10 protein-coding genes are annotated in these 13,453 nt (G+C 65.1%); 5 read left to right on the plus strand and 5 right to left on the minus strand.

The window, feature by feature from the left end:
• Positions 1-2: 2 nt before the first annotated feature.
• From BLU54_RS13435 to BLU54_RS13450, 4 genes are all read left to right on the plus strand, one after another.
• Entirely contained in the window at positions 3-1,211 is a 1,209-nt protein-coding gene (locus tag BLU54_RS13435) for a tryptophan--tRNA ligase (protein ID WP_091909151.1), read from the plus strand.
• A gap of 204 nt (positions 1,212-1,415) precedes the next feature.
• Positions 1,416-2,306 carry a 4-hydroxy-tetrahydrodipicolinate synthase gene (dapA, locus tag BLU54_RS13440; RefSeq protein ID WP_091909154.1) on the plus strand — a complete coding sequence of 297 codons (891 nt, stop codon included), beginning with the start codon at positions 1,416-1,418 and terminating at the stop codon, positions 2,304-2,306.
• A 123-nt stretch (positions 2,307-2,429) separates the two neighbouring features.
• Complete coding sequence (gene bamC / locus BLU54_RS13445; RefSeq protein WP_091909158.1) at positions 2,430-3,560, plus strand: outer membrane protein assembly factor BamC; 1,131 nt, start codon at positions 2,430-2,432, stop codon at positions 3,558-3,560.
• Between the two features lie 11 nt (positions 3,561-3,571).
• The gene (locus tag BLU54_RS13450) at positions 3,572-4,348 is read left to right on the plus strand and encodes an MBL fold metallo-hydrolase (RefSeq protein WP_091909161.1); all 777 of its coding nucleotides are present in this window, start codon (positions 3,572-3,574) and stop codon (positions 4,346-4,348) included.
• 564 nt (positions 4,349-4,912) lie between these two features.
• Here BLU54_RS13450 and BLU54_RS23775 read toward each other — a convergent pair.
• The gene (locus BLU54_RS23775; protein WP_091909164.1) at positions 4,913-5,185 is read right to left on the minus strand and encodes a hypothetical protein; all 273 of its coding nucleotides are present in this window, start codon (positions 5,183-5,185) and stop codon (positions 4,913-4,915) included.
• 210 nt (positions 5,186-5,395) lie between these two features.
• Positions 5,396-6,604 carry a cupin domain-containing protein gene (locus tag BLU54_RS13460; protein ID WP_091909166.1) on the minus strand — a complete coding sequence of 403 codons (1,209 nt, stop codon included), beginning with the start codon at positions 6,602-6,604 and terminating at the stop codon, positions 5,396-5,398.
• Between the two features lie 32 nt (positions 6,605-6,636).
• On the opposite strand from BLU54_RS13460, the gene BLU54_RS13465 reads away from it, so the two are divergent.
• Positions 6,637-7,203 (plus strand): FKBP-type peptidyl-prolyl cis-trans isomerase, encoded by a 567-nt coding sequence (locus BLU54_RS13465; protein WP_091909168.1) that lies wholly within the window; start codon positions 6,637-6,639, stop codon positions 7,201-7,203.
• 286 nt (positions 7,204-7,489) lie between these two features.
• Here BLU54_RS13465 and loiP read toward each other — a convergent pair whose 3' ends face one another.
• The 3 genes from loiP to mutS all read right to left on the minus strand — a co-directional run bounded on the left by loiP (position 7,490) and on the right by mutS (position 13,177).
• Positions 7,490-8,257 (minus strand): metalloprotease LoiP, encoded by a 768-nt coding sequence (gene loiP, locus BLU54_RS13470; RefSeq protein WP_091909170.1) that lies wholly within the window; start codon positions 8,255-8,257, stop codon positions 7,490-7,492.
• Between the two features lie 590 nt (positions 8,258-8,847).
• The gene (locus tag BLU54_RS13475) at positions 8,848-10,362 is read right to left on the minus strand and encodes a hypothetical protein (RefSeq protein ID WP_091909174.1); all 1,515 of its coding nucleotides are present in this window, start codon (positions 10,360-10,362) and stop codon (positions 8,848-8,850) included.
• Positions 10,363-10,366: 4 nt separating this feature from the next.
• Positions 10,367-13,177 (minus strand): DNA mismatch repair protein MutS, encoded by a 2,811-nt coding sequence (mutS, locus tag BLU54_RS13480; RefSeq protein WP_091909255.1) that lies wholly within the window; start codon positions 13,175-13,177, stop codon positions 10,367-10,369.
• Between the last annotated feature and the right edge of the window lie 276 nt (positions 13,178-13,453).

A 13,453-nucleotide genomic window follows, 5' to 3' on the forward strand; every position in this document is an offset into this window, starting at 1 on the left:
ACATGTATCCCGACCGTATCTTCTCCGGCATGCGACCGACCGGTACGCTGCACCTCGGCCATTACCACGGGGTCTTGAAAAACTGGGTCCGGCTGCAGAACGAGTATCCGTGCTATTTCAGCGTGGTCGACCTGCACGCGCTGACCACGCATTACGAGTCCCCGGAGGTGATCGAGCAACACGTCTGGGACGTGCTGATCGACTGGCTGGCCGCGGGCATCGATCCGCAAAGCGCAACCCTGTTCATCCAGAGCCGTGTGCCCGAGCATTCCGAGCTCGCGCTGCTCCTTGGCATGAGCACGCCGCTTGGCTGGCTTGAACGGGTGCCAACCTACAAGGAGCAGATCGAGAAACTGCGCGAGCGCGGCCGCGACCTGACGACCTATGGCTTCCTCGGCTATCCGCTGCTGATGACTGCCGACATCCTGCTGTACCGCGCCAACCTGGTGCCGGTGGGCGAGGACCAGGCACCGCATCTTGAAATCGCGCGCGAACTGGCGCGCCGTTTCAACAATATGTACGGGACCGAGCCGGGTTTCGAGGAAAAGGCGCAGGATGCGGCGAAGAAGCTGGGTGGCAAGCGCGCCAAGCTCTATTTCAAGCTGCGCACCGCGTACCAGCAGGAAGGGGACGACGAGGCGCTGGAGCAGGCGCGGGCGATGCTCCACGAGTCGCACAGCCTGTCGATGCACGATCGAGAGCGTCTGTTCGGTTACTTGGAAGGCGCGCGGCGGGTGATCCTGCCGGAGCCGCAGATCCTGTTGACCGAGGCGTCGCGCATGCCGGGCCTGGACGGACAGAAGATGTCCAAATCCTATGGCAATGCGATCGGCCTGCGCGAGGACAAAACGTCGATCGAAAAGAAGGTGCGCACGATGCCGACCGATCCGGCGCGCGTGCGCCGCACGGACCCGGGCGAGCCGGAGAAGTGCCCGGTGTGGCAACTGCACCGCGTCTATTCGGACGACAGCACGAAGGAATGGGTGCAGCAGGGCTGCCGGACTGCCGGCATCGGTTGCATCGAATGCAAGCAGCCGGTGATCGACGGCATTCTCGCCGAGCAGCAGCCGATGCTCGAACGCGCCCAGCCTTACCTCGACGATCCGCAACTGCTGCGCGCGATCGTCGCGAACGGCTGCGACAAGGCGCGCGAGGCGGCGCAGGAGACCATGCGCGAAGTGCGCGAGGTGATGGGCATCGGCTATCGCTGAGCGAGGTCGCCGGGTCCGGCTTTGCCGGACTGACCGAACGGGCCAGGCGGCCCCGGCGGGCTGGACGGACCGGTTCGCCAGGCGATTGGCGCGCGGCGCTCTCTGCTTTCTATTACCAAAGATGAACGGCGCGGGCCCGCCATGCGCCGGTCCGTTCCGCCATCCGTTACAATCCGACATCGCATCTGTTCCAGACACCGCGCCATGACCAGCGAAAATCGTATCCAAGGCAGCATCGTCGCAATCGTGACGCCGATGCATGAAGACGGCACGCTCGATCTGCCGTCGCTGAAGTCGCTGCTCGACTGGCATGTCGAATCCGGCACCGACGCGATCGTCATCGTCGGCACGAGCGGCGAATCGCCGACGCTGCCGGTCGAGGAGCACCGCGAAATGATCAAGCTGGCCGTCGATCACGTCGCCGGCCGCATCCCGGTGATCGCGGGCGCCGGCGGCAATTCGACCGCCGAGGCGATCGAGCTGACGGATTACGCGAAGTCGGTCGGCGCGGATGCCACGCTGCAGGTTGTACCGTATTACAACAAGCCCGGCCAGGAAGGGATCTATCGCCACTTCCGCACCATCGCCGAGCGCGTCGACCTGCCGGTGATCCTTTACAACGTGCCGGGCCGGACGGTCGCGGATGCGAGCAACGAAACGCTGCTGCGCCTGGCCCAGGTGCCCGGCATCATCGGCGTCAAGGACGCGACCGGCAACATCGATCGCGGCGCCGAGCTCATCAAGCGCGCGCCGGCCGACTTCGCAATCTACAGCGGCGACGACCTGACGGCCGTCGCGCTGATGCTGCTCGGCGGGCAGGGCAACATCTCCGTGACCGCCAACGTCGCACCGGCGCAGATGCATGCGCTGTGCGTCGCGGCGATGGCCGGCGACGTCGCCGAAGCGCGCCGGCTGCACTTCCAGTTGCTGTCGCTGCACCGCGCGCTGTTCATCGAGGCGAATCCGATTCCAGCCAAGTGGGCCTTGCACCGCATGGGCCGGATCGGCGCGGGCATCCGTTTGCCGCTGACGCCGCTGGCCGCTGCGGGGCAGGACGTCCTGGGCGCCGCGCTGGCCGAGGCCGGCATTGCCTGAGTCCGCGCTTGGCCGCACGGTTGCGTCGCATGCGCGGCCGTCGGTCTGGTCTCTCCGTCGCGCCGCGGCATCCTTGCCGCGGTCAAGTCGACCGCCTTTCGTTCCCGTCTGATCAACTCCCTCATGAAACGTAACGACCGTCGTTTGACGACCCTCGCCGCTGCGACGCTGGTTGCCACGCTCTGCGGCTGCAGTAGCGTGAGCGACATGCTGCAGGGCGATCGCGTGAAGTACAAGGACGCGGGGACCGCCCCGAATCTGGTCGTACCGCCCGGGCTCAGCGACGTGCAAGCGAACAAGCAGCGCTATGTCGCGCCGCCGAGCACCGCCGGACTTGGCAGCAACCCCCGGCTGTCGCAGACGCCTGACGGCGGCACCACGCTTGGCGTGCCGACTGCGTCCGATCCATACGGCATGCACTTTGAGTACGACGGCAACCAACGTTGGCTGGTGGTCGACGGACGCGATCCCGATCAGCTCTGGGGCGATCTGAAAGCGTTCTGGGAAGCCAACGGCTTCGCCGTGGTCACCGACGCACCGGCGACCGGCGTGCTGGAAACCGACTGGGCCGAGAACCGCGCGAACATTCCGAACGACTGGTTCCGCAAGACGGTCGGCAAGTTGCTGGACTGGGCGTACTCCTCCGGGACGCGCGACAAGTTCCGCACGCGTGTCGAGCGCACGCCGGACGGCGGCACTGAAATCTTCATCACCCATCGCGGTATGGAGGAAGTATTGACCGGGCGCTACCAGGAATCGTCGCGTTGGGTCGAACGGCCGCGCAACCCGCAGCTCGAAAACGCCTTCCTGCAATTGCTCGCCGAAAAATTCGGTGTCAGCGCGGAGCGTGCGAAGCAACTCGCGGACAATCCGCGGCAGGCGAATGCAGGCGAGCGCATCGTCTCGACCGATGCGAACGGCCTGGTGCTGACCGAGCCGGTCGATCGCGCGTGGCTGCGCGTTGGCCTGGCGCTCGACCGCAGCAATTTCGTGGTTGACCGCAGCGATCGCGCGACGGGCGTGTTCGTGGTGCGCTATGCAAATCCGAACGAGGAAGTGGACCAGAACGGCCTGTTCAGCAAGCTGTTCGGCCGCAAGCCGACCAAGCAGGACGAGACGCGTCAGTACCGCGTGGCAGTGCGTGCCGACGCAAGCGGGCGCACGCGCGTCAGCGTGCTCGACGAAAGCGGCAATCCGGACGGTTCGTCGGATGCACAGCGCATCGTGGCCGCGCTGAAGAACCAGCTCAGCTGAGGCGGCGCTGCGTGCGTTTTTCCAGTCTTGGCAGTGGCAGTGACGGCAATGCGCTGGTCGTGGAGGGCAGCGAAGGCAGTACCACGACACGCGTGCTGCTCGATTGTGGCTTCTCGATGCGCGAGGCGGTCCGGCGTCTCGAACGTGCAGCCCTGACGCCGGACCAACTGCAGGGCATCCTGATCACGCACGAACACAGCGATCATATCGGCGGCGCGCTGTCGCTGGCCCGCAAGACCGGCCTACCGGTCTATATGAGTTGGGGAACGGCCCTCGCCACGCGCGCCGTCGATGCGAAGGTCGATCTGCGCATCATCGAGGCCGGCGAAGCACTGCGCATCGGCGATCTCGACGTGCACCCCTACACCGTGCCGCACGACGCGCGCGAACCGCTGCAATTCACCTTCTCAGACGGCGCGCGACGACTCGGCGTGCTGACCGACGTTGGCATCGGCACGCCCCATATCGTCGAAACGCTGTCGCGTTGCGACGCATTGATTCTCGAGTGCAATCACGACCGTGAGATGCTGAGCAATGGCCGATACCCGCCGATGTTGAAGGCGCGTATCGGTGGCAGTCACGGCCACCTCGCCAATGACGCCGCGGCGGAGATTCTGGCGGCGCTTGCACACGGCGCATTGCGGCACGTCGTGGCGGCCCACCTCAGCGCCGAGAACAACCAGGCTGGCCTGGCGCAAGCGGCGCTGGCGGGCGCGCTCGGCGCGCATGCGGGCGACATTCTGGTGGCGTCGCAGGCGGACGGGTTCGACTGGTTGTCGATTGCCTGAGGCATTGCGCAGCGCGCGTTCCGCGCGTTGCCCGACGGGCGTATCGGAGCGCAAGTGGTCGACGGCGCGAATCTCCGAGAACGACGGCTTGAGCGACAGTCGTTAATGACCCCGTCGCGCACGCTCAGCCGCAGCACGCTGCAATGCCCGTTGCCGCTTTATCGCTTTGTCGCTGTATGGCTGTGTGGCGTTGGCGCTTCGGCGCTTTTGGACGCGGCGACATCGTACGCGATTCAAGCGAGGGCATGACTTCTTGCTGGCTCGAACTGTCCTGGTTCCGTTCGTCCCTTTCTTGTTTTCAAATGCAAGAACGCCGTACAGTGTGGCGCGAATCGCACGCTCAAGCGGGTGCGAGCGAAGTGAGGGACGAACCAACGCCTGCGCAGGGCTGGCCACGACTCGGATGAGTGGCCGCTGACCTCACCGCAATCGCGCCCAACCTTCCGATGCCCGCCGCTGTGCGGCAGCGACACAGTCGGCGGACCCGAAAAGACAAAAGGCGCGTCATCCGGAGATGACACGCCTTTTCGCTACCGGCTGCGCAGGGCAGCCAGTGCGTCAGCCTTACTGGCTCGCGCCCGAAGCGGGGGCAGCAGCAGCAGCGTCCGAAGCCGACGAAGCAGCCATCGAAGCCGAAGCAGCGGCATCGCTCGCAGCGTCAGCAGCGCTCGACGCAGCCATGCTGGCCGAAGCGGCAGCCGAATTCGCGTCGGTTGCAGCGGCCGAAGCGGCAGCGGCGTCGCTGGCAGCGCCCGGAGCGTTCGTGTCTTCCTTCTTGCCGCATGCGCCGAGAGCCAGCGCACCTGCCATCATCGCTACGAGGAGAGTCTTGTTCATGATTAGTCCTTTTATGGTTAAAGGTAAGCAATAGCGCGAGGTAAAGCGTTTCGTGTGTTCCAGTACCGCCCAACCGCTCGGCGACACCCCGCGTGAAACATCCGATGCAGTCGCTGAGCCAAAGATTATAGGCATTTCTACCTAAACAGTCGACTGGAGACGCTGCCCGCATCGGTCAAAGCCATTCACGACAACGGCTTCGAAACCGCCTCATGCAAAGCCTATCCATCCGGCACGATACCATCCGTATATCTGCTGCACTATCGACGTTTGGTTAGCGAGTGTTACAAAAAGTGTCGGTTCGAGTTGCCGACTGTTCGCCAACGTTTGCCAGGCATGTCGGGTCGACTCGTCCAGCGCCAGCGCTTCCCCGTTGATGAAGAAATGCCGTTCGTCGTACAGCAGAATTGACTTCCGGTCGGCACGGATTCCGACCTGCGATGCGTGGAGCACGAAGCGGGCCAGGGGCGCAGGGCGGTCGGGCGAATCGAAGAAGGTGGTCGCCTTCGGTTCGCTCAAGTACACCCCAAGCGTTTCAGCCAGCAGGGGTTCGTCGAATCGGAGCTTGCGCATCGCGGCGCGCAGCTGGCTTGCCATGCGCTCGGGCACCCGGCCCGGGCTTGTCGTCGCCGGTGCACCCGCGTCGCGATACAACGCTGGCTCGGCGTCGCTCAGGCGGTCACCCAAGCGAAAAAGGCACTGCACTTGCAATTCTTGCAAGGACGGCGCGCGAAAGCCGATCGAGCATGTCACGCAGTTGTCCAGCGCCACGCCGTCATGCGCATATTTCGGCGGCAGGTAGAGCATGTCGCCGGGCTCCAACACATACTCTTCCTCTGCGACGAAGTTGGCCAACAGCTTCAGCGGCACGCCGTCGCGCAGCGTGAGGTCCTGTTGCGCGCCAATTCGCCAGCGGCGGCGTCCCTTGGTCTGGAGCAGGAACACGTCGTAGGAGTCGAAGTGCGGGCCGACCCCGCCACCGGGCGCGGCGACGCTGATCATCACGTCATCGAGGCGGGCACTCGGTACAAAACGGAATCGATCAAGCAATGCGTCGGCGACCTCGTCATGCAGATTCACACCTTGCACGAGTACTGTCCAATCACGCGCGGGTAGCGCGTCGAAGCGTTCGGGTTCAAAAGGTCCGGATTCGACCTGCCAGCGTTTGCGGCGCTGACTGATCAGGCGGGCTTCGACGTCGTCATCGCATGCGAGTTGGCACAGGGTCTGCGGGTCGAAGCGGTCGACGAATTCAGGCAGGGCGTTGCGGACCAGCAGCGGCCGGCGCTGCCAGTACCGTTTCATGAACTGTGCGGCACTCAGGCCGGCGAGCCAGGGCAACGGCGCGTCGACGGCCAGCGTGGCGTAACGCTCGACCGTGCGATTGGAGGCCGCGAGCGGGGATGACGCAACGCGCATCGTATAATGTAGGCCAGGTTCAGGAGAAGAAAATGAAGATCGAGAAAGACACCGTCGTCGGCCTGACGTATCGGCTGACCGATGCGCAGGGCAATATGATCGAGGAGAGCGACGAGCCGATGGTGTATTTGCACGGCGGCTATGATGGCACGTTCCCCAAGATCGAGGAAGCGCTCGACGGGCAAGAGACCGGTTACCGCGCGGAGCTTCAATTGGAGCCGCAGGATGCGTTCGGCGACTACGATCCCGAGTTGGTGAAGGTCGAGCCGCGTGCCCGTTTTCCGGAGCCGCTGGAAGTCGGCATGCAGTTCGAAGGCACGCCGGACGAAGGGGATGACGCCGAAGACGGGCTGATCTACACGGTGACCGATCTCGCGGAAGACAAGGTCGTGCTCGACGGCAATCACCCGCTTGCGGGCATGGCACTGCGCTTCGCGCTCGAAGTCGTTGAAGTGCGCGAAGCGACGCCGGAAGAAATCGAGCATGAGCACGCACATGGCATAGACGGGCTCGAAGTGGTCGACTACGACGAGGACGAAGGCGACGAGGGCGATGTCGACGACGTTGCGAGTCTGCCGAAAACGCCGACGCTGCACTGACTGCGCGGCTTGCTACGCGCGCATTGGAGTCGACGTTGACTGCAACGTGGTTTGCCGCGACGGGCGGCGACCAGGCGCGCAGAGGACTGCGCGCTCGATACAAAAGAAAACGCTCGCGTCGAAGGACGCGAGCGTTTTCTTTTGATGCCGTTCGGACGGTTTATCGCGGCGCCGCCCGGGCTGTTCTCGATGCGACGGGAGACCGGCCAGCCGAGTTGGCGCGGTGCGCTGCGATTACCGAAACGAGGGCCGCGAGCGGGCCTGGCGGCCGCGCCCGCTGCGCGACTTACTGCCCGTTCGCGATACGCTGCTCGATATGTTGGGCACGATCCGGCGACGACGGGTGCGAGCTGAACATGCTCGATTGACCGTTGTCGAGCTTGGCGAGCTTCTGGAACGCCGTGACCAGGCCACGCGGGTTTTGTCCCTTCTTCTTCTGGGCGTCGAACGAATAGTCGTCGGCCGCCGTCTCCTGGCTTTGCGAGAACTGAGCGTTCACCAGTGCTTCGGCCAGAGCGCCCAGCTGGGAGTTCGAGAGCGACGCCACTACGCTATTGCCCGAAGCTCCCGCCAGACCGCGCGCGGCCGTCGTCGCATACGCTACCTGCATCGCACGCTGCGTGTGGCCGAGTGCGACGTGCCCCATTTCGTGGCCGACCACGCCGCGTACTTCGTCGTCGTTCATCATGTCCATCAGGCCGCTATACACGCGCACGCAGCCGTTGGCCATCGCCCACGCATTGACGTCCTTGGTCATGTACACCTTGTAGTTGACCGGCTGGCCATTGATGTCGTTGCCGAGCTGCGAGGCGATCCGGTTCAGACGCTGCTGGTATTTGCTGTTTGCTGCCGCGACGGTGTGCGTCTTGTCTTCCTGCTGGCAAGCCTGATCCGACAACTGCTTCACATCGCTCGCGGAGAGCGACATTGCCTTGTAGGCCTGTCCGCCCGACGCCATCAAGGCATTGCTGTTCAGGCTGCTCAAATCCCCATTTGCACAAGCCGTCAGCGAAGCGGCCACGGCGGCGGCAAGACACGCACTCTTGATTGTCATTAGTTGTAGTCCCCTGATAACGCGGTTATAGGTCCGTCGTTCTACCGCACATAATCGGTAATGTTTAGTAATAAACGACCTTACGATTCTACAACGGAGAATCGGACTTTCGCCTGAGTGTCGGTGCGCTCGCAGTCAGAGCGGGCGGCAGCGCCGCCCATCCTGAAATTTCCTAGTCTAATCATCGGGTTATCGGTGTACCCGAAAGCTGTAACCGAACGCGTGGCAGATGGCGCTCGATGCGACGGGAGCACTCGAGAAAATAGTTCGACGCGAACTTATTACCGAGGTGGCATTTGGGTGGCACAAATTACTAAATCGGACGCTGCACTATCCGCGTTTCCGCGCCTTTCTGAGCCATGCCGTTGCGACTGTCACACGTTTTTCTTGGGCCGGATAATAGCGGCGCTGGCCTGGAAAGGTGGATGGGGTAAGGGATCGGGGCTGGCGGGCTGGCCGGGACGGCACCCTGTGGCGGATGAGGCAACAGCGAAACATGTGCTCGCCACGGCATGACGTTCATCCCGAACGCCTCGGCTCACCGTCGGAACTGCCGAGCCGGCGAACGCACGGGCATTGCTCGGGGCGGCTCAGCGCGGGCCGGGACGGGAAGGGGGCAGCGGCGGAAGATCGGGCGCAAGCACGTCGTTTACCGCGGGAAAGAATGCGCCGCGGTCGGCGGCAGTCGGCAAAGGCGATGCCGCCGTTTCGCTGCGACTGGCCACCGCCGACGCGTCGAGGCCGTACCAGTGCGCACTCGTCGTCGGCGCGCGTCCGGCGGACAGACTGATGCGTAACCACCCGAACCGCCCGTGCCATGTTCCCGCGCCGGCCTTGGTCGCGCGGGGGCCATCGCGGGTGATGCTGACGATCGCGAGGCCGCTGTCCGTGTTCGCGTTGACGTCGTCGGCAGCAGGCGCCGGCGCGCTCGCGATTGCCGGCCCTGAAGACGGCGAGCGGGAGGCGGCGGCATGCGATCCGGCGACGCTCAGGCCGGCCACCGCAGTGCCGGCTGCGGTGGTCTTGCGATTCGACGGCGGCAGCACGGCGCTTGCCGTACTGATTCTGTGGATCAGATAAACCGGACCATCGAAGGCGTCGACGGCTTTCAACAGGTCGCGTCGCAGTTCGCGATAGGGATCGATGCTGGCGCCGGTCAGGGCCCGCCACCACCGCTGCCATTCGCCTGCGGGGGCGCTCGACCAGGGATTGACTCCGACCACGATGATGAGCGCGCGCGAGCGGTCGCGGCGCGCCAGCGCAACGGTTCGCTCCAGCCAGACACGGTTGGCCACCGTGCGATCCTCGAATTCCCCGTTGCGCCCGCCGTCGCGCACGTAGTGGTTGTTCATGCCGACCACGCTGAGCGTGGCAAACGTCACGCCGCCCACGCGCCAACGGGTGTTTTCGCGGTAAGCATGAAACCCTGCATAGCTGCTCTGGCGGCTGAGCGATAGCTTGACGGCACCGAGCGAGCGACTGTCCGGAAAGAATCGCGCACGCAACGCGTCCAGTCGCTGGACCGGGTCGCTTGCATCCGTGCCCAGGTACTCGCAGGCGACCCAGTCGTTTTCGCCCGGCAGGAAAATCACCGGCAGTGGCGCGCGTTGCAACCAGTCGTAGCGGCGCTCGTAAAGTCGATCGCTGCAATTTTCATCGGCACCCTTGATATTCCCGGCGTCGATAACGAAGGCAACGTCGCCCAGCGCGAGCGATGCCAGCACGGTATCGGCGGCACCGATCTCGGCCTCGCTGCGCGGCAGATTGCCGATCACCCCGAATGAGAAACCACGCAAGGAAACGTCGCCGGCGTCGGTAGCAATGGCGGCAATGGCGGCATTGGCGGGGGCGGTACGGCGCGCACTGTTCTCCGCTGCATACAGCGACCGCGACGATGGTGCAAGGAGCACGGTCCACAGCAGACAAAAGAGCACCGCGCTTGCCGGACGCTTGGGCGCGTGACCGCGCGGCCGCGTCAGACGGGGATAGTGGACCGCGGCGCCAACCGGACCGATGTTCGGTCGACGTCCTTCGCGTGCTGCATTGCACGGGGTGGCGGGGCTTTTCGCCGCGTCACCATCGGCGGTACCACACAGCGTCGTCATGGCGTCAGTTCGCCGCCGTCTCGGGAGCGCTGTGGCGCGCGTCGTCGCGCGTGTCCTTGCGTGGTGCCAAGCCAGCGTCGCCGTCGGCCAGTGCACGTAGGGTGTAGAGCAGGTCCAACGCGTCGCGCGGACGCAGGTCATCAACGTCGATGGCGCGCAGTCGCTCGATGACGGGGTGAGACGCAGTGCCCGCGGATACGAGCGCGGCTTGCCCAGCCGGCGCCACTGCCGCAGGCACAACCGAGGACGTACCGTTTCGCTCGGCCGCCCGCTCGCCGCCGCGCGTCGTCTCGTCACCGTGGTGCAACGCTTCCGAGACGTGGTGCGCCGCATTGTCGGTGCTGTCGCCGTCGTCCGCCGCGCTGGCGTCTTGACCGAACAGATCCATCTGCGGCGAAGGCGCGCCTTGCGAACGCATCTCGAGTTCGCTCAACTGACGCCTTGCCTGTCGTATCACGGCCGGGGGCACGCCCGCCAATTGCGCGACTTGCAGGCCGTAGCTCTGGCTTGCCGGTCCTTCGTCGACGGTATGCAGGAACACGATGCCGTCCTGATGCTCGACCGCGCTGAGATGGACGTTGGCCGCCTGCTCGAACGTCTGCGGCAGGCGGGTCAGTTCAAAGTAGTGCGTGGCAAACAGGCAGAAGCAACGGTTACGGGTCAGCAAGTGACGTGCGATCGCCCACGCCAGTGCAAGGCCATCGAAGGTCGAAGTGCCGCGCCCGATTTCGTCCATCAGGACCAGACTGGATTCGGTGGACTCGTTCAGGATGGTCGCTGCCTCGGTCATCTCGACCATGAAGGTCGAGCGTCCGCCGGCGAGATCGTCAGCCGCGCCGATCCGCGTGAAGATGCGATCCACCGGACCGATGCGCGCGGCGTCGGCCGGCACGTAGCTGCCCAGATAGGCCAGCAGCACGATCAACGCGGTTTGGCGCATGAACGTCGACTTGCCGCCCATGTTCGGACCGGTCACCAGCAGCATGCGGCGCCCGTTGTCGAGCCGGCAGTCGTTGGCGACGAAGTTCTCGATCTGCCGTTCGACCACCGCGTGACGACCCGCCTTGATGTCGATTCCAGGCGTGTCGTCCAGCGACGGTGCGGTCCATCCGAGCGTCGACGCGCGCTCGGCCAGGGCCGCCAGGACGTCCAGTTCGGCCAGTGCGGCGGCAATTCGCTGACAGTCCGGTATCGCCGGCAGCAAAGCCTGCAGCAGCGTGTCGTACAGCATGCGCTCGCGCGCCAGCGCGCGCTCCTGCGCCGACAGCGCCTTGTCCTCGAAGGCTTTCAGTTCGGGCGTGATGTAGCGTTCGGCGTTCTTCAGCGTCTGCCGACGCCGGTAATCTTCGGGAACCTTGTCGGCCTGCGCGCGCGTTACCTCGATATAGAAGCCGTGTACGCGGTTGTATTCCACGCGCAGCGTCGTGATGCCGGTGCGGGCGCGTTCACGGACTTCGAGATCGAGCAGAAACTGTGAACAGTTGCTCGACAGATCGCGCAATTCGTCGAGCTCGGCGTCGAAGCCTGTCGCGATCACGCCCCCATCCCGAAGCTGCACCGCGGGTTCTGAGGCCACCGCCCGCTGCAGCAGCGTCAGTGCGTCGTTCGGTACCGACAGGCCGTCGCGCAGTTGACCAAGCAGCGGCGAAGCGAGCGCGACACCGTCGAGTTGCGGATGCAGTGCCGGGAGAGCGGCCAGCGTGTCGCGCAGGCAGGACAGGTCGCGCGGCCGCGCAGTGCCAAGCGCGAGTCGGGCAGTGATGCGCTCGATGTCGGCGATGCGTCGCAGACCCGCGCGCAGCGCGTCCAGCGTGGCACCGCAGGCATGGTCGAGCAGCGTGTCGATGGCCTGGTGCCGATGGCGGCCGGTCGACGGATCGCGCGGCACGTGATGCAGCCAGTGCCGAAGCAATCGGCTGCCCATCGCGCTCTGGCAACTGTCCAGTTCGGAGAGCAGCGTCGGCGCACTCTGGCCGCGCAGCGTTTCCGTCAATTCCAGGTTGCGACGCGTTGCCGGGTCGAGACCGATGTAGTCGCTGTCGACGTCGACCCGCAGTGAGAGCACATGGCGCAGCTGTTGCCCCTGCGTGGCCGCGGCATAGCGCAGCAACGCGCCGGCCGCGCCGCACGCACCGCCCAGCTGCTCGGCGCCGAACGCCGTCAGGTTCGCCACCTTCAGTTGCTGGCACAGCCGCTCGTGACCGCTTGACGGCTCGAAGTGCCAGACCGGCAGGCGCGCGATCGCACCCAGGTTGGCACTATGCGCGACGATGTCGTCAAGTTGGGGATCGTCCGGCAGCAGTGTTTCGGCGGGACGGATGCGTTCCAGCGTCGACGCCAGCGCGCGCGTGTCGATTTCAGCCAGACGCAACGCCCCGTTGGTCAGGCTGAGCCAGGCAAGTCCATAGCCCAACAGATTGCCGCGTTTGCCCCGCCGGGGTGCGAGCGACAGCAGGTATACGTCATGGCGTTCCGCGAGCAGCGCCGCATCGGTGAGCGTGCCGGGCGTGACGATGCGCACCACCTTGCGTTCGACCGGACCCTTCGAGGTGGCCGGGTCGCCGATCTGCTCGCAGATCGCGGCCGACTCGCCGATCTTGACGAGCTTGGCAAGGTGCTGCTCGACCGCATGGTGCGGCACCCCGCACATCGGAATCGGTTGTCCGTTCAGCGTTCCCCGTTGCGTCAACGTGACGTCCAGCAGCCGCGCGGCCTTCTTCGCGTCTTCGAAGAACAGCTCGTAGAAATCGCCCATCCGGTAGAACACAAGCGTGTCCGGATGCGCGTCCTTGATCTTGAAGTACTGCTGCATCATCGGCGTGAGCGCCGCTTTCGCCGCGCCCGCGCCCTGCGGTCGCGCAGGCGCGTTCGTCGCCTCGATTGCTTCTGGTGCTTGTTCCGTCACTGTCGTGCCACCGTTTCCGTCTTCTTGCGATGCGCCAACGCGCGTCGGCAGGGTGCATGAGCGCGCCACGGCCGGGTCCTGCGTCGGCCGCGGCATCCGCGGCATCCGCGCAGTGGCGGGACGTCTCGTTCCCTGCCACTGCGCTCCGATGCGTCCGACCGGCGCCAGCCGACGTGCCGCCAGCGC

Source organism: Chitinasiproducens palmae (genome assembly GCF_900095735.1).
GTDB lineage: Bacteria > Pseudomonadota > Gammaproteobacteria > Burkholderiales > Burkholderiaceae > Chitinasiproducens > Chitinasiproducens palmae.

Excerpts from the sequence above, each read along its gene's own strand:
- BLU54_RS13435 (WP_091909151.1), top strand. The coding sequence starts at position 3 with ATGTATCCCGACCGTATCTTCTCCGGCATGCGACCGACCGGTACGCTG.
- dapA (WP_091909154.1), top strand. The coding sequence starts at position 1,416 with ATGACCAGCGAAAATCGTATCCAAGGCAGCATCGTCGCAATCGTGACG.
- bamC (WP_091909158.1), top strand. The coding sequence starts at position 2,430 with ATGAAACGTAACGACCGTCGTTTGACGACCCTCGCCGCTGCGACGCTG.
- BLU54_RS23775 (WP_091909164.1), bottom strand. The coding sequence starts at position 5,185 with ATGAACAAGACTCTCCTCGTAGCGATGATGGCAGGTGCGCTGGCTCTC.
- BLU54_RS13460 (WP_091909166.1), bottom strand. The coding sequence starts at position 6,604 with ATGCGCGTTGCGTCATCCCCGCTCGCGGCCTCCAATCGCACGGTCGAG.
- BLU54_RS13465 (WP_091909168.1), top strand. The coding sequence starts at position 6,637 with ATGAAGATCGAGAAAGACACCGTCGTCGGCCTGACGTATCGGCTGACC.
- loiP (WP_091909170.1), bottom strand. The coding sequence starts at position 8,257 with ATGACAATCAAGAGTGCGTGTCTTGCCGCCGCCGTGGCCGCTTCGCTG.
- BLU54_RS13475 (WP_091909174.1), bottom strand. The coding sequence starts at position 10,362 with ATGACGACGCTGTGTGGTACCGCCGATGGTGACGCGGCGAAAAGCCCC.
- mutS (WP_091909255.1), bottom strand. The coding sequence starts at position 13,177 with ATGATGCAGCAGTACTTCAAGATCAAGGACGCGCATCCGGACACGCTT.